This window comes from Luteibacter mycovicinus (assembly GCF_000745235.1).
GTDB lineage: Bacteria > Pseudomonadota > Gammaproteobacteria > Xanthomonadales > Rhodanobacteraceae > Luteibacter > Luteibacter mycovicinus.
In genome coordinates, this window is sequence record NZ_JQNL01000001.1 from 1,775,132 (window position 1) to 1,795,539 (window position 20,408).

Below are 20,408 nucleotides of genomic sequence, written 5' to 3' on the forward strand. Positions count from 1 at the left end.
CGTTCAGAGGCCGAGCGAAATTTCCTCGGCCTCGACGCCCGCCATGTGGATGTGATTCACGAACAGCGAGAACGCCAGCTTCCCCGCCAGCCCATGCACGTGCTGCATCCACGGCGGGAGATAGCGCGGGGCCGCGATATCGCCGCTCGCGAAGTGCGCTTCGAGGCTCATGACGTCGTGCAGTGCCAGTTTGCCGGCGAAGAGGTTGCGCAGCAGGTCGAGACGGCGCTGCCGCAACGCCCAGCGAAAAAAGGTGTGCACCGCGAGCAGCCCGGTCAGGTAGACGTTGTCCTTCGCAAACGCCGAGCCGCCGCTGAGCGGCACGCCACGAAAGACTCGCTGCGCCGAGTGGAAACTGTCGGCGACGTTCTGCCCGCACTCACGGAAGTACCGGAACACCTCGACGAAATCGGCACCGTTCAGGGCCATGTCGATCGCCAGGATGCGCAGGCTGATTCGCTTCAGCCGCGAGATATCGATGGCGCCGGACATCAGCTCGGCGAACACCGCCAGGCCCTCCTGCGTCGCGGTGACACGTGGCGACGTGCGCGCCAGCGATGCCAGGACCGGCTGCTCGCGACCATTCAACGCGGTGAGCGAATGGACGAAGGCCTCATGGGCCAGCAACTGGTGACGATCGTATTCGGTAAAACGGATACCACCGCGCAGACGGATGCGGGTCGCGCCGGCCGCCGCCTTCGCGGTCAGCTCCGGATCCACCTCGACGGAGATGGTGCCTGGCGAGAAGAACGCGTCCAGCTGGGAGGCCATGTCGCGGCGCAGCTCTTCCGCGGGGATGTTGCCGGTGGCGTCTTCGGTTTCAAGGTCCGCGCCCAGTTCGTCCGCCAGGTCCACGAAATAGCGGGCGGCATCCAGGTTGCTGCGGTTACTGCCCGGTATGGCATCGCCGGGGCGACCGTAAAGCGCGACGGATGCCTGCGTGACGCCGTCGGTGCCGGCGGACTCGAGCATCTGCGTGGCGATCCGCCACGACTCGGCCGTGCGCCGCAGGTAGTCGGCGATCGGATGATCCTCGGACGCTTCGGCCTCGATCGCCTCCAGCTCGGCGCGCGTGTCGCCCAGTCGCGGCGGGTGGTAGGCGATGGTCGGGATCGAGAGCCGTCCGGCGCCAAACTCCGCGATCAGGCGTTCTTCGACCGAGGCGGGCCAGGAGACCGTGGGCAGGATACGGATGGCGCGGACGGCAGCGAGCAGGCGCTGGTCGAGCATCGCGTACCGCCGCATCTCGGCAGAGAGGTCAGACGGGGCGGCGTAGGCGTGCATGGGGGGCGAGTTTAGCGCGAGGAGATGTATTTCTCCCGGCGAATATGCTGGACGGGCAGACCATGGTCTTTCAGTGCCGAAAACGCGGCATCGACCATGTTGGGATTGCCGCAGAGGTAGGCGATATCCCCCTCGGCGCTGGGCTCCAGCTCCGCCAGCATGTCCTGAACGTAACCCAGGCGGTCGTGCGGACGCGGGCTGGGACGGGCGCCGCGGGACAGGCAGGCGTGAAAGGTGAAGCCCTCATGTTTGCGCGCGAAGGCCTCGAACTCCTCGCCGTAGAGCAGTTCACCCTCGTTGCGGGCGCCGTAAAGCAGCACGAAACGGCAGCCGCGACTGGCGATCAGGGCCTCGATCTGCGGCAGCATGGCCCGGTACGGGGTCACGCCGGTGCCCGTGGCGATCAGGATATAACGCGCGTTCCGGTCGCCGTCCATCAGGCAGAAGCGGCCGTAAGGGCCGCTGGCGTCCACGGTCTGGCCGTGTTCCAGGTCGCCCAGCAGCTTCGTCGCCGCCCCGCCCTCGACATAGCTCACGGCGATCTCGATCCGCTGGACCGGGCTGCTGCCGTCACCCACGCTGCCGACCGAGTAGCTGCGCTTGGTCGCCTTGCCGTCGTCGTAGTGGAAGTGGACCTGCAGGAACTGGCCCGGGACAAAGGCCAGCGGCTGACCGTCCACCCGCTCGAACGACAGGTGCCGGACCGAGGGGGCAAGCATGAAGCTGTCGGTCAGACGGAGCTCGAATTGTTCGGCCATGGAAAGTCTCTGTTGACGCCAGGGAACGAGGGGACCCGGCAAAGCCCGGTATAATAGGCGGCTTGTCATCCCGGCGCAGCCCATGACCATCCCCGCTCTGCACGTCACGAATCTCCGGAAAACCTACGGCAACGGCGTGGAGGCCCTCAAGGGCATCTCCCTGACCGTCCAGCCGGGGGATTTCTTCGCCCTGCTCGGCCCCAACGGCGCCGGCAAATCCACCCTCATCGGCATCCTGTCTTCCCTGGTCAACTCGACCTCGGGCGACGCCGAGATCTTCGGGGTATCGATCCACAAGCACCGCAGCGACGCGATGCGCCTGATCGGCCTGGTTCCCCAGGAGATCAACTTCAACCAGTTCGAGAAGCCCTTCGACATCTGCGTGAATCAGGCCGGTTTCTATGGCGTCGGCCGGGCGGAAGCCCGGGTCCGCGCCGAGAAGTACCTGAAGGAGCTGCGCCTGTGGGACAAGGCGCACCTGCAGGCGCGTACCCTGTCCGGCGGCATGAAGCGCCGCCTCATGATCGCCCGCGCGATGATGAACGAGCCCAAGCTGCTGATCCTCGACGAACCGACGGCCGGCGTCGATATCGAGATCCGGCGCTCGATGTGGCAGTTCGTCTCGGGCATCAACGAGGCCGGCACGACGGTGATCCTCACCACGCATTACCTCGAGGAAGCGGAACAGCTCTGCCGCAACATCGCCATCATCGACCAGGGCCGCATCGTCCAGAACACATCGATGAAGAGCCTCCTCGCCACCCTCGACGTCGAGACCTTCGTGCTCGACGTGGCCAGCGTGCCGGCCAGCCTGCCGACCCCGGCCGGCGTGGTGCTGCGCGCGCTGGACGACCACACCATCGAAGCCGAGATGTCCCGCTCGCACGACCTCAACTCCCTGTTCGCCACGCTTTCCGGCCACGGCGTCACCGTGACCTCGATGCGCAACAAGTCCAACCGGCTGGAGGAACTCTTCGTCCGACTGGTCGAGCACGGCCGGGAGAACGCGGCATGAGCGCCTCCACCAACCTCGTCGCGCTGGGCACTCTCGTCCGTCGCGAGATCATGCGCATCATGCGTATCTGGACGCAGACGCTGATCCCGCCGGCCATCACGATGACGCTGTACTTCGTCATCTTCGGCAAGCTGATCGGCAGCCGCATCGGTGAAATGCATGGTTTCACGTACATGCAGTACATCGTGCCGGGTCTGGTCATGATGAGCATCATCACCAACAGCTACGGCAACATCTCGTCATCCTTCTTCGGCGCCAAGTTCGGCCGATACGTGGAAGAGATGCTGGTGTCGCCGATGCCCAACTGGGTGATCCTGCTCGGCTACGTCATCGGCGCCGTCGTGCGTGGCGTGGTCGTCGGCGCACTGGTGCTGCTGATCGCGCTGTTCTTCACCGACCTGCACGTGTCCCATCCGATCATCACCTTCCTGTCGGTCGTACTGGGTGCCACGGTGTTTTCGCTGGCCGGCTTCGTCAATGCCGTATTCGCGAAGAAGTTCGACGACATCGCGCTGGTCCCGACCTTCGTGCTCACCCCGCTGACCTACCTGGGCGGCGTGTTCTACTCGGTCGACCTGCTCGGCCAGCCGTGGCGCTCGATCTCGCTGGTCAACCCGATCCTGTACATGGTCAACGCGTTCCGCTTCGGCGTGCTCGGCGTCAGCGACGTGCCCATCGTCACGGCGTTCATCGTGATGATCGTCTTCGTGGTCGGCCTGTCGGCCGTGGCACTGCGCCTGCTCAGCCGCGGCGTCGGAATGCGTTCGTAAGCCGATGCGCGTCAACAAGTACATCAGCGAGGCGGGACTCTGCTCGCGACGCGAGGCCGACGAGCTGCTCATCGCCGGCCGCGTTACGATCAACGACGAAGTCGTGAGCACGGGCGCCAAGGCGCTCGACGGCGACGTGGTCAAGGTCGATGGCGAGGTGGTGGTCGCGCGCACGCTGATCGCAAGCCCGTCCAGAAGCCGCGGCGTGTACATCGCACTGAACAAGCCGGTCGGTATCACCTGCACGACGGACCAGACCGTCGACGGCAACATCGTCGACTTCGTCGACCATCCGCAGCGCATCTTTCCGATCGGTCGGCTGGACAAGGACTCCGAAGGCCTCATCCTGATGACCAGCAACGGGGACATCGTCAACGAGATCCTGCGTGCGGAGAACAACCACGAGAAGGAATACCTCGTGGCGGTGAACAAGTCGGTGACCGATGAGTTTCTGCGCGGCATGGCCAGGGGCGTGCGCATCCATGGGCAGATGACCCGGCCGTGCAAGGTGAGGAAGATCGCGAAGTTCGGTTTCGCCATCATCCTCACGCAGGGTCTGAACCGGCAGATCCGCCTGATGGCCGCCGAGTTCGGCTACCGGGTGACCCAGCTGCGGCGCGTGCGCGTCGTCAACGTGAAGCTGGGGCACCTGAAGCCCGGCCAGTGGCGGAACCTGACCGAGGCCGAACTGAAGGGCCTCCTGCCCTCGCGGACCCAATGGTAGGTAGTTTCGCCTACGACGCATCAGCAATGACATCCGTGCAGGTGTGATCCCTCGTGGTGGACGCATACGCGGTGAAATCGGCGGCGCTACGTGCGGCTCCTGTGAGGATGCCATGCGCAAACTGTCGGACGAATACGGCATCGAGGTCAGGGTCAGCCACATGTTCGGCTCCACGGGTGAGCCGCTACTGGCCCGTGACGTGTTGGACAGCGCGCGCGCCGCCCAGATTCGCCGCGACCTGAGTCCGCGCGCTCTCGACCGGACGTTCAAGGGCTTTTCGTGGCGGCGGCGGTCGTTTCGCCTGGGTCCACCGCGCCTGCCCCGGGTCTCGGAGGGTTCGTCCACGGAAGACAACACCGTCTCTGCGGAACCGTCCGCCGCGCCCGGATGCTGACAGGGAGGGCTACCGGGGGACGATGTGCGATCATGCCGCCATGGATACCTTTGCTTCCCTGCCCCTAAAGCCCGCCCTGCTCTCCGCCATCGACGGCCTCGGCTACACGTCGATGACGCCGATCCAGCGGGACAGCCTGCCGCCGATTCTGGAGGGCCGCGACGTCATCGCCCAGGCCCGCACCGGTAGTGGCAAGACAGCGGCGTTCGGGCTGGGGCTGCTACAGCAGCTCGACCCCGACGAAATCCGCCTGCAGGCACTCGTGCTGTGCCCCACCCGTGAGCTGGCCGACCAGGTCAGCAAGGCGCTGCGACGGCTGGCCGTGAACATCCCGAACGTGAAGCTGCTGACACTCTGCGGTGGCATGCCGCTCGGCCCGCAGCTGGCGTCGCTGGAACACGATCCGCACATCGTCGTCGGCACGCCCGGCCGGGTGCAGGAGCACCTCAAACGCGAGAGCCTGCACGGTGGCGGCATCAAGATGCTGGTGCTGGACGAGGCGGACCGGATGCTCGACATGGGCTTCGAGGAAGCCATCGACGACATCGTCAAGCGCATTTCGAAGCACCACCAGACCCTGCTGTTCTCCGCCACGTATCCGGATGACATCCGCACGATGAGCGGACGCGTCCAGCGCGACCCCGTCACGGTCACCGCTGACGAGCCGCACGACGTCCCGACCATCGAGCAACGCGTGGTCGAGGTCGAGCCCGCGCAGAAAGCCGACGTGCTTGCGCGCATCCTGTCGCACGAAAAACCCGATGCCACCCTGGTCTTCTGCAACATGCGCAAGGACACCGAGAGTCTGGCCGCTGAGCTCGACCGGCGCGGCTTCACGGCGCTTGCCCTGCATGGCGACCTCGAACAACGCGATCGTGACGAGGTGCTGGTGCGCTTCGCCAATCACAGCTGCTCGATCCTCGTGGCGACCGACGTCGCCGCGCGCGGACTCGACATCGCCGCCCTGCCCCTCGTGGTGAGCTACGACATCGCACACGACGTGGACACGCACACGCATCGCATCGGGCGCACGGGACGTGCCGGCGCCAACGGCATGGCCATTTCGCTGGCGAGCTCCCGCGAGTTGCCGAAGATCAAGGCGATCGAAGAGCGTCTCGGCGGCACGATCCCGCGGCATCCGGCCCGCGCGCAACCCGAAGGGAAGAAAGTCCTCAACCTCGCACCGATGAAGACCCTGGTCATCGACGGTGGCCGCAAAGACAAGATGCGGCCCGGTGACATCCTCGGTGCGCTGACCGGCGACGCGGGCCTGGACGGCAAGGACATCGGCAAGATCGACGTGTTTGCGACGCGCGCATACGTGGCGATCCGACGGGATCTTGCCAACCGGGCGCTCGAGCGCTTGCGCGCCGGGAAGATCAAGGGGCGCACGTTTCGCGTACGCCCCCTGGGTTGACGGCTCGCTCAGTCGGCCACCTCGCCATCCCCCGGCGTGTCGATGCATGCGACTCCAACCCGGGCATCCGGCGACTCGGCCGACTGGTTCAACAGGTTCAGCTGCCCCCCATTGACCGCCACCTCAATGGACGTCAGATGCTGGTGCCGGAGACGGTCGAACGCCGTATATGCCGCGCTGCCAAAACCGAGAAACGAGACCCTCACGGTGATGTTACGGCGGTCCGACAGTGCCTGTAGTGCCGCTTCGCAAGACGCACAAGGCTCCTGACTCGAGAACCCATAGAGCTGACCTCCCGCCGGAACGCGACCCGCCAGAATGTCGCGCTCGATGCGCTGGGCGACCTTCAGCTCCGCGTCGCGCTTACGCTGCTGCGGAAAGTTGTCGCCGGGAACGGGAGACACGGTCACCGTACTCGTGTTGGGGCGTGCATCGTGCCAGGCGACGATGTCGGCGCCCTGATGCGTGAAGAAACTCCGGTAGGACCTGGGCGCACGAACGCCGGCCATTCCCGTGTTCGGCTCGTTATGGCCCGAGCGTGCGTGATACACGCGCTGCATCGACCGGCCGTTGACTGTGTACTCGTACGTGAAACTGACGAAGGTGGCCGTCGCGAACTGCCGCGAGAATGCCGCGAACTGAGCGGTGCTGGGTGTGCCGCCGTCGAGCACCGTTACATACCATTCCTGAGCGGGTCGTATGTGGGTCTGGAACGATGCGAGGATTCGTGCGTTGACGCTGCCCGTACCTACCGCGTCTACGCGACGTTTCAATACGGGTCCCGCTACGGACCAGGCCGACGCGAACAGCAAGCCAATGGCAAGAAGATAAGCCCCAAAACGCCCGTAACGATGTTTCATGGCAGGGACCTCCGGCAGATGAGCAGGTTGGCTCGTTCGACGAGACGGTAGAAGGTGATGTCGTGACTGCCCGAGGCGTCCCCAGCGAGCGCCATCTGTGCCTCGACGACCTCGACATGGTTCGACCAGTCCAGCGCCTGGTTCGTGTACGCGCCCGCCCAGGCGGGACGGACATCGGCAAAGGTGTCGATCAGGCGCGCCGCGACGTCGAAGCGGGAGAATGCTTCGGGCGCCTGCGCCAACTGGTGTGCGCGAGCGGCGCGATACCATCGATAGACGGCCCGGTCGGTTGCGTCGGTAAAGCAGATGGGGCGCGACAAGTCCTCGGGATTGTCGCCCGATGTCGTCGGATCTCGCTGCCCGTCGGCCAGACACGCCGTATAGAGGGGCGGTTGCGACGCGCGATAGGCGGCCGCCACCCGGGCGATGCGCAGGGGAGTCGGCAGTTCCCGCTGAGGTACCGCATTCGAGCCTTCGGCATTTGCCCGGCCCGCATTCCATAGCGACAGTTCCAGACGCAGGACATCCGCGAGGTAGGCGAGATCGGCGTCCGGAATATCCGCGAGATTATCGGCAGCCTCGAACCGTCCAAGCGCATGCGCGTTGACGCCCAACATGCCGTGGTCGTCGACCGGTGTGGTGTCGACCCAATGCCGGAGCACTTCCAAAGCCACGGCCATCTCCGCCGTGATCATGGAGAGCTCCGTGCCGCTGAGCTTGTATGCAAGATCGAAGTAACGCCGCCGCACACCCGCTTTTTCCAGGCTGGCGGAAACCAGGGGATGATGTGCGGTGATCGGAAGTCGTTGCGGATACCCAGGAAGGACCTGATATCCGATGAGCGCCTTATCGAAGCCCAGGTCCCATGCGATCTTTCGTCCGCTGGAAACATCGGCGGGGAAGACATCGGGGCGTGGCGGCTCGCCGGCGATCCTGGAGAAGAGATGCGGATGCAGGTCGCTGTATATGGAGCCCGGGTCCTTCAGATACTCGCTACGCCAGGCGACATCCGCCTGGAGAGGATGAAAGTCGCCGAGGCTCTGCGCGTCCATCCTGGCGAGTGAATGAAACGTCCACGCCTGAAACGCGTCACCGAGTGACGGGGGCGAGTGGAATCGCTCCGCCGTTGGCGTAGCGACGGCATGGGCGGACGCCAGCAGCAAAAAGACGATCGTCCTCCCGCGGTAACGATGAACACGCCGCGATGCTTTGAGGTGTCGTTTCATTCGGCGACCTCCACCTGCGACGTTCGCATACACGTCGGCACTGGCAACGCCCCGGAAGAAGCAGCATACGGGCGGTTCAACGAAGTGCCATTCAGCGCTGCATAAATCGACTCGATATACTGCTTGCGAAAGTTCTGAAAGCGTCGATGAGCGGAACCACCCTCGACGTAATGAGTGACTCTGACCGATATCCCCCATCTGTCCGAGAGCGTGCGCAAGGCGCTTTCGCAGGCCCCGCAAGGGGCTGCGCTGCTGAATCCGCGCAATGTTCCGCCCGAAGACACCAGACCGTCACGAATATCGCGCTCGATCTGGCGGGCGATCTTACGCTCGGCATCGCGGCCCGCAGGAAGCCTCTCGCGGTTCCACACTACCGTGTCTGCGGACACACGGGAAAAGTACGACGCGTAGGGCGCGGCGCGTCGTGAAGAAGGCAGGGCACGCCACGGGTTATTGGCGCCGGAACGACCATGGTAGACGTGCGTCATGGCCTTTCCGTCCCGGTTGTATTCGTAGGTAAAACTGACGATGCGATCGGTCTCCAGCGACTGGCCAAAGCGATCGAACGTTTCGCGAGCCACGGGTCGCCCATGAAAGGCATCGACGTACCATTTCCGGGCCGCATCGGCGTGCGCGTCGAAAGACGCCAGGAGCCTGGCCATGACACCTGACCTGAGAAAGTCATCCTTGAGCGGCTCTTTGATCACTTCCGCCGCTCCGGACGAATCAGCCAGGGAAACCAAAGCAACAAACAAGCCGCCGATGGCGAGTTTTCGTCGACGAAAGGTCATGGCTCACGACTCCGGCAGATGCGCTGATTGGCGCGGGTTGTCATGCGCAGAAAACCGGCCTCATCGGACGCCATTGAGCCAAGCGTCTGAGTCGCGACCAGTTGCGCCTCGATGATTTCGGCGTGGACCGCCCAGTCAGCCGCCTCGTCGGCATAGGCGCCGGCCCAGACAGGACGAACATCGGCGAAGTGGGCGATCAATCGCGCAGCCTGGTCGAAATGGGCAAAGTCGTCGGGAGACGCCGCAAGCTCGGTGGCACGCCTTGCCCGATACCAGCGGTACACGGCACGATCTGTTGCATCCAGAAAGCAGATGGGCCGATCAAGTCGTTCCGGTGTGAGGCCCGCTTGCCCCGGATCATGGCTACCGTCGGTATGGCATGCGGAATAACCGGGTCGGCTGCCATGCCAGGCTGCCGCGGTTCGCGCCACGCGTAGTGGCGTCGGAATGGCGATGGCGCCATTGATGTCACCCGGGGGAACGCCCAGTTGGGCCACTGTGAGTTCCATTCGCAGGATGTCTGCCAGGTAGGAAAGGTCTTGTTCGGTGAGATCGGCCAGCGTGGTCGCGGACCAGAAGTGCGCGAGCGTGGCCCGGCGAATGCCGTACCGCTCCGGATCATCCATCGAGTCCGACCATCGGCTGAGCGTTGCGATGGAGAGCGCCAGCTGTGCGCCGAGCGTCGACAGTTCGGCGCCACTCAAAGCCATCGCCTTTTCGAGTATGTCCGGCCCGATATCCGCCTTGAACAGGTTGAAGCGCGCGTTATCGTCAAACGGTTCGACGTGATACCAGCCAAACGGCTGCGAGGTGACCTTGCGCATATCGGTGGGAAGCGCCTTATACAGCCCGAGATTCCAGGCGATCATTCGATTGACACCGGCGTCGATCGGGAAGGATCCAGACTCATCACTCTGCACCCGGGGACTCCGGGGCCAGACAAGGGTTGGATGCAAGCCCGTACCTTCGCTATAAGCCAACCCCTCGCGCGGGTTTCCTGTCCGAGGGATGTACTCGTTCGCCGCCAGAGCGACGGGAGCGGCGAGGTCGCTGTAGATCGAGTCGGGCGTCTCGAGGTATTCACTACGCCAGACTTCATCGGAGTGAAACGGAGATCTCGTTGTCGGACCGCCCTGCCCCGCGCGTTTCAATGAAAGCAGGGTCCACCGGGCGTGATGATCGCCGCGGATGAATTCCTCGTGGATGAGCCCCTGACTTCGGGCATCCGCGACGGACGCCGCCAACAGCGCAAGCAGAGGTACGCAGGCTTTCGCCGCTGTGACGACCTTCATGGTCGAGCGCATAAATGACCTCCTTGGTAGAGGCGGTCATTCCATCGATTTTCGTGCGAACGGACCATCGGGCGAGCCCGCGGAGAAGTGTAGGCACGACGGTGCAACCAACGAGGTTGGGAACTACGTACCCCGCGGCTTCGCCCGATGCGTCGCCGTGGCCGTCCACGGATCATCCGGCCACGGATGGCGGGGATACCGGCCCTTCAGTTCTTTCTTCACTTCCGGATACGTACGATTCCAGAAGCCCGCCAGATCCTGCGTCACCTGGATAGGTCGGCCTGCTGGCGAAAGCAGATGAAGCATCACGGCGATACGCCCATCGCCAACGCGCGGCGTGTCGGCAAGGCCGAACAGCTCCTGCAGCTTGACCGCGAGCACGGGCGGAGCGCCAGGCTCATCATCGCGTTCACCGTATTCCAGTCGCCGTGTCATGCCGCTGGGGACTTTCAGTTCTTCCGGTGCATGCGCGTCAAGCGCGCGGCGCTGTTCGTAGTCGAGCATCGCGCCGAGCGCCTCGGACAGTTCCGCCGCCTGGAGCGCATCCAGACGGCGCTTGCCGGAGAGGTACGGTGACAGCCACCCATCCATCGAGGTGAGCAAGGCGTCATCGTCGACGTCGGGCAGCCCCAGCTCGGGTCGCCATACGCGCAAGGCGCCGATACGTGCCCGAAGGCGGCGCGCTGCATCGCTCCACGGCAGCGAGGAGATACCTCGCGAGCGTATCGCGGCGAGCAGCGCGGGGATGGCATCGTCGGCACGCATCGGCAGGGGCTTTCGCGATATCGGCAATGCGTCGAAGCGGCGCTCCTCGAACGCTTCGGCGATCTGCCGCGTATCGTCCCAGCGCAGCACACGCTCGGTGACGAAGCGTCCGGCATGGTCGCGCTCGAGAACGTCGGGGTCGAACGGCGCGCCTGCGTAGATCAGGCTGTCACGCGCTTCGAGCCGCAGGTCGAGGACGACGATCCATGGTTCGCCGTGCAGCGCACTGTTCTCGTGCAGTCGTGCGCCGCGCCCGTTGGCAAGGAGGTAGCGTGACGCCTGCGACTCCTCTCTCCGGGCGACCCGGTCGGGAAAGGCATGCACGAGCAGATCGCCGACCGTATGCGTGTCGGGCACACCACTGGCCGCGGTACGCACGTCGAGCCGTCGGCGCCAACCCGAGGCCGCCTTCTCGATCGCTGCCAGCGCACCGATATCCGCCGAGCCGGCGCGCGCACCCCGCGCGCCCGCATCGCGCCACAGGTGCAGGGCCGCGACACGGTGACGGAAATCGTCGCTGCGAGCCTGCTCGCCGCGCAACGGCGAGCGCGCTTCCACCAGGGCGAGCAGATCGGCCACCAGCGACCGCAACGCCGTGGGCGCGCGCAAGGCCGCCGCGGCGAGCCGGGGCGTGGCTCCAAGGGCCAGCATGTCGCGCCCAAGCCGCGTCATCGCCGACGCGTCATCGAGCGCGCCAAGCCGCCGAAGAAGGTCGCGGGCCTGACTCATGGTCCCCACCGGCGGCGCATCCAGCCACGGCAAGGCGTCGCTGCCCCATCCGGCAAGCTCCAGCGCCAGGCCGGACAACTCCGTATGGTCGATCTCGGCCGAGCGTGAGGGCTCGAGGCGGCGACTCTGCGGCCATAGCCGGTAAGCTGTGCCTTCGGCTACACGACCGGCGCGACCCGCGCGCTGGTCGGCCGATGCCTGCGAAATGTTGACCGTCTCCAGGCGGGCGAAGCCGGAGTTCGGATCGAAGCGGGGCTCACGCGCGAGACCGGCATCCACGACCGCGCGGATACCCGGCAGCGTGACGCTCGATTCGGCGACGTTCGTCGCCAGCACGACCCGGCGTGTGCCGGGATCCGCAGGCGTCAGGGCCAGCTGCTGCTCCGCGAGCGAAAGCTCACCATGCAGGGCGACCACTTCGACGTGTTCGTCGCGCCGCTCGATCAGGCCCCGGGCTCGCTCGATCTCGCGACGGCCCGGGAGAAACGCGAGCACGTCGCCATCATTCTCCGCGAGCGCCTGCACCACGGCGCGTGCGAGGTGCTGCTCCGTCGTCTCCTGCACGCGTGCGGCGACGTGCTCGATACGGACAGGAAAACTCCGGCCCGGGCTGCTGATCCTCGGCGCATCGAACCATTGCGCGATCCGCTCGCCGTCCAGCGTGGCCGACATCACCATCAGGCGCAGATCCGGACGAAGACCGGCCTGCACATCCAGGGCGAGCGCCGCGCCGAGGTCGCCCGCCAGATGACGCTCGTGGAATTCGTCGAACAGAATGGCGCCGATGCCGTCGAGCGAGGGATCGTCCTGAATCATGCGACTGAGGATGCCCTCGGTCACTACTTCGATCCGCGTCCGGGGGCCGGTACGGGACTCGAAGCGGATCCGGTATCCGACGGTACCGCCCACGTCTTCGCCCAGCTGGGCCGCCATGAACGATGCCGCCGCGCGCGCCGCGATACGGCGCGGCTCGAGCATGATGATGCGCTGCCCCGCCAGCCATGGCGCGTGCAGCAGCGCAAGGGGCACCTGCGTGGTCTTACCGGCGCCGGGAGGCGCCTCGAGCACGAGCCGGGGCCGCCGATCGAGCGAGGCGACGATCTCGGGCAGCAGCGGCGAAATGGGAAACGAGGAAGTCATGCGCCGGCTATGGTACGCAAGCCGGCGCCGGATCGTGCGTTTCGTCAGCCGCCTTCCACGGTACGCGTTCCCGCAGGCGCGATGGCGGAGGCTTCCAATGGCCGCAACGCGCGGAACGACCGCCGGTAATCGTCGAGCACCCGCCTGGCTTCCATGCCGTTCGCGATCACCCGGGGGGTGATCAGCACGACCAGTTCCGTCCGCCGACCGGTGGTTTCCTTGTTGCGAAACAGTGCACCCAGCAGGGGGATGCGTGACAGGCCCGGCACGCCCACGGTCGACTGCGTGTCCAGCTCCCGAATGAGGCCACCTAGGAGGACGGTCTGTCCGCTCTGCACGGCGACCTGTGTGGTCAGTTTGCGCTTCATGATGGGAAGATTGGGACCGGTTGCCGTGCGGTCCGCGCGGCTGACCTCCTGTTGCACGTCCATGTACACCAGACCACCGGGATTGATCCGGGGCCGCACGTCGAGAATCACGCCCGTGTCCTTGTATTCCACCTGGCCGACCATGTTGCCGCTGCCGGCGGCGGTATTGACGTAGGTCTGCGTGACCGGCAGCTGGTCGCCCACCTGGATGCGCGCCTTGCGATTGTTGACGACGACCAGCGAGGGAGCGGACAGGATCTTGGTCTTGCCGGACTGCTCCATGGCCCGGAGCTTCACGCTCAGTTCGTTGTTGACGAACGAATAGAAGAGCGCATCCGGTCGCGCCTGCATGGCGTCGAGCGCGCCACCCAGCGCCCATTGCTGCTTGTTGCCCGGTTGGGTTACGGCACCGTTTCCGCCCGCCAGCCCTTCGAGGTACCACTGGACGCCGAAACGGAACTCGTCACTCAACGCCACTTCGAGGATTCGCGTCTCGATCTGCACCTGAAGCGGGACCGCATCGAGGCGCTCGATCGCCTTGCGCACATCGGCCCATTCCGAGGGACGGGCGCGGACCATCAGCTGGTTGTTCGCGTCGATCGCGGTCACGCGTATGCCGTTCGCCGCGGGACCCGCCGAGGATGGCGAAGGTACCGAAGGCGGCTGGTAGAAGTCCTTGTCGTCGGCGCCCGTTCCGCCGAACGCATCCGACGTATCGCCGCTGTCGTCGCCCAATGCACCCGTACCCAGACCCGGAGCGACCCGCCCTCCCGCATCGCCGTCGACCGCGGCACCGAAGACACCGGCAATGTACCGGGCGACATCGGACGCGGGCAGGTTGCGAAGATCGTAGACGAACAGACGCGGCTCGTTGCCACCACCGCCGTCGATGCGCGCAATCCATTCGCCCACGCGGGCCACGTGTTCCTCGCGCGTACCGATCACGACGAGACTACCCGTGCGCGCGACGGGAATGAAGCGGATGAGCCCGGCCACGGGGGCGCCGCTGCTGGCGCCGAACACGGATTCGAGTGCAGGCAGCAGCTCGTTGACCGACGCGTTCTTCAGGCTGAACACGCCGACCGACATGCCGCCGACCCAGTCGACGTCGAAGGTGTCTATGGTCGCCTGATAGTTGGCGAGTTCGTCCGGCGTGCCCGACAGGACGAGGACATTGCGTGCCGGGTCGGCAAGCAGGACGGCCTCCGGCAGCACGAACGGCGCAAGCAGCTTGGCCATTTCGGGAGCGGAGACATAACGCAGGGCATACAGGCGGGCGGACATGCCCGCAGCGGGCGCACCCGCTTTCAGATGGGGCACCAGATGCCCCGCCACCGCCTGCCCCGCCGGAAGAACGTTGTAGCGTCCATGCTCATGAACGAGGGCATTCCCCGTCCAGGACAGGAGGGTTTCGAGAATGGGCAGGGCTTCGTCACGCGCGACCGGTTGCGCGGTGGAGAAGGAGATCGTGCCTCTTACGCCAGGGAGCACCGCGTAGTTCGCCTCGAGCAGATCGCCGAGAATCGCCTTGACCACGGCCTCGACGGGTTGATCCTCGAAATTGAACGTCACCGCACCGCTGCCCTTCGCCGCCGCGCGTGGCGAGCGCAGCGCCTGCGGGTGAACGAAGCGACCGCTGCCCGCGTGGATTTCCGTCGACGCCGCGGTGCCGACGGTGCCATCCGTCTGGTTGGCGTCGTCGAGTGGCAACGGCGCGGGCACCGGCTTGTCGGTTCCCGCCATCGCTTCGCGTTCAAGCGCGACCGAAGCCATGCGCGATGAATGCGAGGCGCAGCCGACCATCAGCAGGGCCGATAAGGTGGCCGCGCCGAGTGTGGATGGTTTCATGTGCTGCTGCTCCTTCCTTGGGGGCGCGTGGTGCGCCCGCTACTGCGAGTCCTGTGCCTGCTGGCGCTGTTGTTGCTGTTCCATGCGGCGCTTCTGCACCGCCTGCTTCAGTGCTTCGATGCGTGCACGCTGCAAGGCGTCGTCATCCTGTCGCGGCGGCGACTGTCGTGCACCGGCATCGACCGGGTGCGGAAGCGCCGGACCGGTCATGCCCGACGACTGGGATGGTTCCACACGCATCGCCCCCGGTGGCAAGGGCTGAACCGGCGTCGCCTGCGGCGGCTGACCGGGGCCGTTTCCGGGTCGCCTGGCGTCCTTGGCGAGCGCATCGGGCGCGCTCACTTTGAGCGTGAGTTCGCGGTGCTCGCCACCGTTGTCGAATATGGCGCTGCGCGGCGTGAGCGACGCGAGCGTCCAGTGGCCTTCGGCCAGCGGTGAGCCCTCTTTTACGCGGACGGTGACATCCTTGCCCTTGTCGCGCAGCAGCGCCATGCGCAAGCCGGGCGTCACGATGATGCCCGTGAGTTCGAGGTCGCCGATGTTGCTGGCGTTGTCGTCGTCACCCGCGGCCGCGACCGGCTTGCGATCGGCCATGAACAAAGGACGCTGCCAGACCTCGGCAAACCGTACGAGCGGCACGGGCGTGGGCATCGCCACAGGGCGGGTCGCGGGCAGCGGCTGCGGGCCGGCGGGATCGTCCCAGCGAACGCCACGACCCACGCCTGCCGCGAGGACACAAAGTACGCCCACGAGGACGATGACGACACCACCCAGCACGGGTGTCAGACGACGCTGGCCGGCCGCATTCATGTCGCCGCCTTTGCCGTGCGGGCGGCATGGATGTAACCGGATACGGTGAACTGAACTTCCATGGGCGCCGCGCCGCCGGCGCGTGCCGCGACCGGGTTCCGGTAGATGCTGAAGTCCTCGATGAAGAGATACGGCGTGGCGTTTTCGATGTCGTGGATCACGGCCGTCATGGGCTGCATCTGGCAGCGAAGGCTGATGTTCACGGTGACCTTGCGGTAGGGGTCGCTCGCTTTTTCCTGACTCGGAACCGGCATTTTCTGGACCACGTCGCAGGCACCGTCTTCCTTGTGCGCCGCGGCGACGTCGACGATGCGCTGCATCAACCCGGCGGCGGCGGCGTTGGTGTCGTCGCCCGGCAGGAAGGCATCGCTGTGCGTCTGTCCCTGCTCGAGCGAGGCCAGACGCTTTTCGAGCTGCGGGCGCTCGGCGATGGCCGCCGCGTAACGCCTCTGCGTGTCACGAAGGTCGTCCATTTCGTCGGCCATGGCGGACTGCGGCGCCACGAACCACCAATGGATGAAAAGGAAATACGCGATCGCCAGGACCACGATCGCGAGAAGGATGGCGGCGACGCGGGATTCAGCGGGCTTCATGCGCACGGGGTGCCTCCTTCGCGCTGGTCGAAGCCGCTGCGACGGTTGTGCCGCCGGCCGGCGCGGATGCGCTGCCTGCACGCGCGGGGTGAGCCACGGCGGGGACTGTTTCCGGTTTCGGAATCAGTGCCTTCGCCTGCATGTAGAAGCGCTCCTTGCCGGAGGTGGGGTCGGCCTGGATGGTTCCCTGGAAACTCGGGTCGCCGATGCTGCGCGCGCCCTTGAGGGCATCGATGAGCCGTGCCGCCTGAGGACTCTGACCCTGGAAGCCCAGCTGACCGCTGGCATTGAGCGTAAAGCGTTCGAGCCAGGTGTCATCCGGCAGGCGCTGGGTGAGCTCCTCGAGCACGGGAAGCACCGCGGCCGTCTCCGTCTTGCGACGGGCCAGGAAACCCGAGGCACCCGCGCTGTCCGTGAGTTTCTGGCGCAAGGCCTTCACCCGCCGCGCATCGCTTTCCATTCCTTCGACTTCGGCACGCATCGCCTCGAGCGAGAGATGACGGTTGTGCAGCCACATCGCCATGACGCCGAGCGTCAGCAGAGCGATGGCCGCGACGAGAAAGAGATTGAGACGGCCTCGGCGATCGACGCGGCGCGGAGCGCGTGCCGGTGGGAGAAGATCGACACCGGCCAGATCGTATCCGTCCGCGACATCGACGCGGTCCGGCGCGATGCCGAGCACGGCGAGTTCGTCCAGCAGGGGATCCAGCGCGCTGCGAGGCGTGGCGGCGAGCTCGGCCACGAAGCGGCCCTCCGCGCCGGCCGCGCCGAGATCGCGCACACCGAAATGGATCTCCTCCGCCCGGAAAGGGGTCTGCCTGTCGAGATCGAAACCGACCACCTGACGCAGGTTGTCGCGCGCCGCGATCGGCAGGACGAGGCGGCGACGCAGGACCTGCGCCGCGGGCAAAACGAGGGCGACGCGCCGGTCGGCGGGATCGGCTTCGGCCAGCGCCTTCGCCAGGAGGGCGGTCCGATGCTCGGTCGTATCCATGTCGGCCGCCTCGGCCACGGCGAAACCCTCGCCGGCGCGACGCAACGACCAGCTGTCATCGTGTCGTTCGACCGCATACCAGCGTTCGCCACCGGCGAAGGTATCGCGCCAGCGCGCGGGCATCAGCGCCGACAGCTCGCCACCCCACCAGCGCAGGAACCCTGGCAGCGCGCTGCCTCGCCAGGCGCGGCGAAGTCGCTCGATCTGCAACTGGGAGGCGTCCTGCAAAGCGGTCATTCCTCGTCTCCTTCGCGCCAACGCAGTACGGCGTAGGGCTGATTTCCTGATCTTATCCCACGCAGTCGGATCGTCGATGTAAGGGAACTCCTGGTTCCGTCGTCAAGGATCGCCTGCGCACGTATCGTGTGCGTGACACCGTTGCCACCCGCCGCGGCCGCACCCGTGGCCTGCCCTCGCGCCGAGAGGATCGCCGTCGCGCCGGCGCTGCCGAGACCGGGGATCGCCGCCAGAGCGAGTGGCTGCGCGTGTTCGGTGTTGGGCCGTTCGCGACCCGACCAGATGGTCAGAACCGGGGCGACCTGCGCCCAGAGCTGCGCATCCATACCGAGCACCATGCGCCCCTCTTCCACCGTCGCGAAGGGCCCGTTGCGAGGGCCGTAGCCCAGGCCCGCCGCTTCATACTGTGGTTGCTTCGCGCCGTTGGGCAGCGCCGCATCGCCCGCGCGGCGCCAGTCCTGGATGGCCGCCGAGAGGTGGCTCGCCTTGTCGTCGTTCGCACCCGCCGCTTTGAACAGCCCTGTCAGGACGTCATCGGAAGCCGCGTTGAGATCGACCTTCCCATCTTCGTCGACGATGGTGAGGGTGACCTTCGCGTCGTCGAATTCGAAGAGGTAAGGACGACCGTCCGCCACCCACCGCGAATCGATGTCCGTGGACTGCAGCGCCTGAATGGCCCGGATCACACCGGCCTCCGCCGCGTAGTGCGCGCGCGTCTGAGCGAATTGATAGCGGGCCTGCAGGCCCTCGGTACGGGCCAGCGCCGCGAAGCCGCCAAGCATGATGGCCAGGAGCGTGCAGCCCCACAGCACGATGAGCAGCGCGACGCCGCGTTGCCTTACGTCCATCATCGGATCACCGGCCCGCGCGTTCCGCGCGTCAGGGAAAAGCCGTTGCGCGATGCCGTCGGATCGAGACGGATGGGCGCGACCAGTGTGGGAAAGGCGACGTTGCCGCCGACGTCGAGCGCCAGACGGACAAGGGAAGGCGTACGCCGGGTATCGTCCCAGCTCTCCTGCCAGTCACCTGGCTGGTTCTTGTCGTCCATGCCGCGGTAACTGAAGGCGCCTTTGCGAATGCCGCGAAGCAACACCTCGGGTTCGCCGATCGGCCTGGGCTCACCGCCGTTGGGCGGCAGGAGCGAAAGCGCGACTTCGAGACGATAGCCATCGTTGCCGTCGCGCACCAGCGACACGGCCTGCAGTTGCGGTCCGAGTCGTGAAAGGTATCCCGGCATGGGTGCGACGAAGCGCAGCGTCGTCGCGTCGCCGGAAAAAACGATCGGATCGCCGTCGTCGGTTTCAGCAAAGGGAACGATCAGCGCCTGGGCGATCTCGGTGCGCAGGTAGCCCTGGGCGGAACGGATCTCGTCCATGCGCTGGATGGCTTCGCTACCGCTGCGGACGATGCGCGACGCCGTACTGATGCCCGAATACACACCGAGCAGGACGATGGTCAGCAGCGCGAGCGCCGCCAGTACTTCCATGAGGCTGAAGCCACGCTGCCGCGTCATGGCTGTCCCTCCTGCCCCGAGCCGCCCATGCGCAGCGTGGAGAACCGCGCGTGCCGCTCACTGCCCTCCGGCCCCCACATGACGTCGAGGTCGATGCGATAGATCACGGCCGCGGCCATGGCGCCATCCGGCACCGGACGGGCACCGGGGACCTGATAACGGCTGACGTTCATCCGCCAGCGATAGGTGTCGTCGATGCGGCCCTCGCTGTCACCCTCGCGTATCGGGTCCATGACGAACGCGCCGTCGAGCAGCGAACGGGCACGCAGCGCGGCCTGGGTTCGCTCGTTGGCGCGTGCCGTCAGGCTCATCGAACTGCCCGCCACCTGCATCAGCGCCGCGAAGGCGATGGCAAGCACGGCGATGGCGGCGATGACTTCGAGCAGACTGAAACCATTCTGTCGGTCTATGCGCTTCATCGCGTGTCCACGACCTGGATGGCGCCGGTCAGCCACGCGACGTTGACGTGCCACTCGCGTGCGCCACGCTTGAGCGTGATGCGACCTCCGGTGGAACTGCCGTCGGGAAAGAAGCGGATACGCCCGGTGGTCGCGTTGGCCTGGTCTTCGCGGGCGCTGGTGATCGACACGCGCATGTCCCAGGGTAGCCGCACGTCGCCTTTGCCAGGCGCACGATAGGTGGCCGCCGAGGTGTCGACTTCGAGCGCCAGGCTTTCGCCTTTCACGATCGACTGCGCCCGCGTCCAGCGCAGCGCCGCCGCGAGTTCACCGCTGGCCGCGTTGACGCGAGCGCTGGCAAGCCCCTGGGTCACCGGGATTGAGACGGCCGCCGCCGCGATCCCGATCAGGAGGATTACGGCCAGCATCTCGAACAGCGTGAATCCGCGCGTGCGCATGGCCGTTATCCGTCCGTCCTGCCG

The 20,408-nt window shown here is 66.0% G+C and carries 20 protein-coding genes; 5 read left to right on the top strand and 15 right to left on the bottom strand.

Translation table 11 applies throughout. The features are described from left to right. Nucleotides 1-3 precede the first annotated feature (3 nt). Together FA85_RS08055 and FA85_RS08060 are read right to left on the bottom strand one after the other, a co-directional pair. Nucleotides 4-1,230: a peptidase MATCAP family protein gene (locus FA85_RS08055; RefSeq protein WP_239709117.1), complete on the bottom strand. Its 1,227-nt coding sequence runs from the start codon at nt 1,228-1,230 to the stop codon at nt 4-6. 65 nt (nt 1,231-1,295) lie between these two features. After that, on the bottom strand, nt 1,296-2,042 hold the full coding sequence (locus FA85_RS08060) for an FAD-binding oxidoreductase (protein ID WP_036109877.1): 747 nt from the start codon (nt 2,040-2,042) through the stop codon (nt 1,296-1,298). An 82-nt stretch (nt 2,043-2,124) separates the two neighbouring features. Between FA85_RS08060 and FA85_RS08065 the strand changes: the two genes are divergently transcribed. From FA85_RS08065 to dbpA, 5 genes are all read left to right on the top strand, one after another. Further along, on the top strand, nt 2,125-3,057 hold the full coding sequence (locus tag FA85_RS08065; RefSeq protein ID WP_036109875.1) for an ABC transporter ATP-binding protein: 933 nt from the start codon (nt 2,125-2,127) through the stop codon (nt 3,055-3,057). After that, complete coding sequence (locus FA85_RS08070; RefSeq protein WP_036109874.1) at nt 3,054-3,827, top strand: ABC transporter permease; 774 nt, start codon at nt 3,054-3,056, stop codon at nt 3,825-3,827. The genes FA85_RS08065 and FA85_RS08070 overlap by 4 nt, the downstream gene beginning before the upstream one ends. Before the next feature lie 4 nt (nt 3,828-3,831). After that, the gene (locus tag FA85_RS08075) at nt 3,832-4,551 is read left to right on the top strand and encodes a pseudouridine synthase (RefSeq protein WP_036109873.1); all 720 of its coding nucleotides are present in this window, start codon (nt 3,832-3,834) and stop codon (nt 4,549-4,551) included. 112 nt (nt 4,552-4,663) lie between these two features. After that, nucleotides 4,664-4,945 carry a hypothetical protein gene (locus FA85_RS08080; protein WP_036109870.1) on the top strand — a complete coding sequence of 94 codons (282 nt, stop codon included), beginning with the start codon at nt 4,664-4,666 and terminating at the stop codon, nt 4,943-4,945. A 40-nt stretch (nt 4,946-4,985) separates the two neighbouring features. Continuing rightward, the gene (gene dbpA / locus FA85_RS08085) at nt 4,986-6,362 is read left to right on the top strand and encodes an ATP-dependent RNA helicase DbpA (protein WP_036117031.1); all 1,377 of its coding nucleotides are present in this window, start codon (nt 4,986-4,988) and stop codon (nt 6,360-6,362) included. 8 nt (nt 6,363-6,370) lie between these two features. Here dbpA and FA85_RS08090 read toward each other — a convergent pair whose 3' ends face one another. The 13 genes from FA85_RS08090 to FA85_RS08150 form a co-directional block, all read right to left on the bottom strand. Continuing rightward, the gene (locus FA85_RS08090; RefSeq protein WP_156108676.1) at nt 6,371-7,222 is read right to left on the bottom strand and encodes a hypothetical protein; all 852 of its coding nucleotides are present in this window, start codon (nt 7,220-7,222) and stop codon (nt 6,371-6,373) included. Next, the gene (locus tag FA85_RS08095) at nt 7,219-8,448 is read right to left on the bottom strand and encodes a hypothetical protein (protein WP_156108675.1); all 1,230 of its coding nucleotides are present in this window, start codon (nt 8,446-8,448) and stop codon (nt 7,219-7,221) included. The genes FA85_RS08090 and FA85_RS08095 overlap by 4 nt, the downstream gene beginning before the upstream one ends. Next, nucleotides 8,445-9,239, bottom strand: a complete 795-nt coding sequence (locus FA85_RS08100; RefSeq protein WP_036109861.1) for a hypothetical protein — start codon at nt 9,237-9,239, stop codon at nt 8,445-8,447. Before FA85_RS08100 ends, FA85_RS08095 begins: the two co-directional genes overlap by 4 nt. Further along, nucleotides 9,236-10,543 (bottom strand): hypothetical protein, encoded by a 1,308-nt coding sequence (locus tag FA85_RS08105; protein ID WP_036109859.1) that lies wholly within the window; start codon nt 10,541-10,543, stop codon nt 9,236-9,238. Before FA85_RS08105 ends, FA85_RS08100 begins: the two co-directional genes overlap by 4 nt. A 111-nt stretch (nt 10,544-10,654) precedes the next feature. Continuing rightward, nucleotides 10,655-13,165: an ATP-dependent helicase HrpB gene (hrpB, locus tag FA85_RS08110; protein WP_036109857.1), complete on the bottom strand. Its 2,511-nt coding sequence runs from the start codon at nt 13,163-13,165 to the stop codon at nt 10,655-10,657. A 44-nt stretch (nt 13,166-13,209) separates the two neighbouring features. Then, entirely contained in the window at nt 13,210-15,381 is a 2,172-nt protein-coding gene (gspD, locus tag FA85_RS08115) for a type II secretion system secretin GspD (RefSeq protein ID WP_051943243.1), read from the bottom strand. A 39-nt stretch (nt 15,382-15,420) separates the two neighbouring features. After that, complete coding sequence (locus FA85_RS20845; RefSeq protein ID WP_051943241.1) at nt 15,421-16,191, bottom strand: hypothetical protein; 771 nt, start codon at nt 16,189-16,191, stop codon at nt 15,421-15,423. After that, complete coding sequence (gene gspM / locus FA85_RS08125; protein WP_036117026.1) at nt 16,188-16,784, bottom strand: type II secretion system protein GspM; 597 nt, start codon at nt 16,782-16,784, stop codon at nt 16,188-16,190. The genes FA85_RS20845 and gspM overlap by 4 nt, the downstream gene beginning before the upstream one ends. Then, the gene (locus FA85_RS08130) at nt 16,771-18,015 is read right to left on the bottom strand and encodes a PilN domain-containing protein (RefSeq protein WP_051943240.1); all 1,245 of its coding nucleotides are present in this window, start codon (nt 18,013-18,015) and stop codon (nt 16,771-16,773) included. Before FA85_RS08130 ends, gspM begins: the two co-directional genes overlap by 14 nt. Continuing rightward, entirely contained in the window at nt 18,012-18,866 is an 855-nt protein-coding gene (locus FA85_RS08135; RefSeq protein WP_139382828.1) for a type II secretion system minor pseudopilin, read from the bottom strand. The genes FA85_RS08130 and FA85_RS08135 overlap by 4 nt, the downstream gene beginning before the upstream one ends. Next, nucleotides 18,863-19,528, bottom strand: coding sequence for a type II secretion system protein GspJ (locus FA85_RS08140; RefSeq protein ID WP_036109853.1), 666 nt, complete (start codon nt 19,526-19,528; stop codon nt 18,863-18,865). Before FA85_RS08140 ends, FA85_RS08135 begins: the two co-directional genes overlap by 4 nt. Further along, on the bottom strand, nt 19,525-19,947 hold the full coding sequence (locus tag FA85_RS08145; protein WP_036109851.1) for a prepilin-type N-terminal cleavage/methylation domain-containing protein: 423 nt from the start codon (nt 19,945-19,947) through the stop codon (nt 19,525-19,527). The genes FA85_RS08140 and FA85_RS08145 overlap by 4 nt, the downstream gene beginning before the upstream one ends. Further along, on the bottom strand, nt 19,944-20,384 hold the full coding sequence (locus FA85_RS08150; protein WP_036109849.1) for a GspH/FimT family pseudopilin: 441 nt from the start codon (nt 20,382-20,384) through the stop codon (nt 19,944-19,946). Before FA85_RS08150 ends, FA85_RS08145 begins: the two co-directional genes overlap by 4 nt. Nucleotides 20,385-20,408 lie beyond the last annotated feature (24 nt).

Bases quoted from the DNA above. Each gene is read 5' to 3' on its own strand.
- FA85_RS08060 (WP_036109877.1), bottom strand. From the start codon at position 2,042: ATGGCCGAACAATTCGAGCTCCGTCTGACCGACAGCTTCATGCTTGCC.
- FA85_RS08080 (WP_036109870.1), top strand. From the start codon at position 4,664: ATGCGCAAACTGTCGGACGAATACGGCATCGAGGTCAGGGTCAGCCAC.
- FA85_RS08070 (WP_036109874.1), top strand. From the start codon at position 3,054: ATGAGCGCCTCCACCAACCTCGTCGCGCTGGGCACTCTCGTCCGTCGC.
- FA85_RS08145 (WP_036109851.1), bottom strand. From the start codon at position 19,947: ATGAAGCGCATAGACCGACAGAATGGTTTCAGTCTGCTCGAAGTCATC.
- FA85_RS08075 (WP_036109873.1), top strand. From the start codon at position 3,832: ATGCGCGTCAACAAGTACATCAGCGAGGCGGGACTCTGCTCGCGACGC.
- FA85_RS08095 (WP_156108675.1), bottom strand. From the start codon at position 8,448: ATGAAACGACACCTCAAAGCATCGCGGCGTGTTCATCGTTACCGCGGG.
- FA85_RS08140 (WP_036109853.1), bottom strand. From the start codon at position 19,528: ATGACGCGGCAGCGTGGCTTCAGCCTCATGGAAGTACTGGCGGCGCTC.
- dbpA (WP_036117031.1), top strand. From the start codon at position 4,986: ATGGATACCTTTGCTTCCCTGCCCCTAAAGCCCGCCCTGCTCTCCGCC.
- FA85_RS08055 (WP_239709117.1), bottom strand. From the start codon at position 1,230: ATGCTCGACCAGCGCCTGCTCGCTGCCGTCCGCGCCATCCGTATCCTG.
- FA85_RS08065 (WP_036109875.1), top strand. From the start codon at position 2,125: ATGACCATCCCCGCTCTGCACGTCACGAATCTCCGGAAAACCTACGGC.
- FA85_RS08130 (WP_051943240.1), bottom strand. From the start codon at position 18,015: ATGACCGCTTTGCAGGACGCCTCCCAGTTGCAGATCGAGCGACTTCGC.
- gspD (WP_051943243.1), bottom strand. From the start codon at position 15,381: ATGAAACCATCCACACTCGGCGCGGCCACCTTATCGGCCCTGCTGATG.
- hrpB (WP_036109857.1), bottom strand. From the start codon at position 13,165: ATGACTTCCTCGTTTCCCATTTCGCCGCTGCTGCCCGAGATCGTCGCC.
- gspM (WP_036117026.1), bottom strand. From the start codon at position 16,784: ATGAAGCCCGCTGAATCCCGCGTCGCCGCCATCCTTCTCGCGATCGTG.
- FA85_RS08090 (WP_156108676.1), bottom strand. From the start codon at position 7,222: ATGAAACATCGTTACGGGCGTTTTGGGGCTTATCTTCTTGCCATTGGC.
- FA85_RS08105 (WP_036109859.1), bottom strand. From the start codon at position 10,543: ATGCGCTCGACCATGAAGGTCGTCACAGCGGCGAAAGCCTGCGTACCT.
- FA85_RS08135 (WP_139382828.1), bottom strand. From the start codon at position 18,866: ATGATGGACGTAAGGCAACGCGGCGTCGCGCTGCTCATCGTGCTGTGG.
- FA85_RS08100 (WP_036109861.1), bottom strand. From the start codon at position 9,239: ATGACCTTTCGTCGACGAAAACTCGCCATCGGCGGCTTGTTTGTTGCT.
- FA85_RS20845 (WP_051943241.1), bottom strand. From the start codon at position 16,191: ATGAATGCGGCCGGCCAGCGTCGTCTGACACCCGTGCTGGGTGGTGTC.
- FA85_RS08150 (WP_036109849.1), bottom strand. From the start codon at position 20,384: ATGCGCACGCGCGGATTCACGCTGTTCGAGATGCTGGCCGTAATCCTC.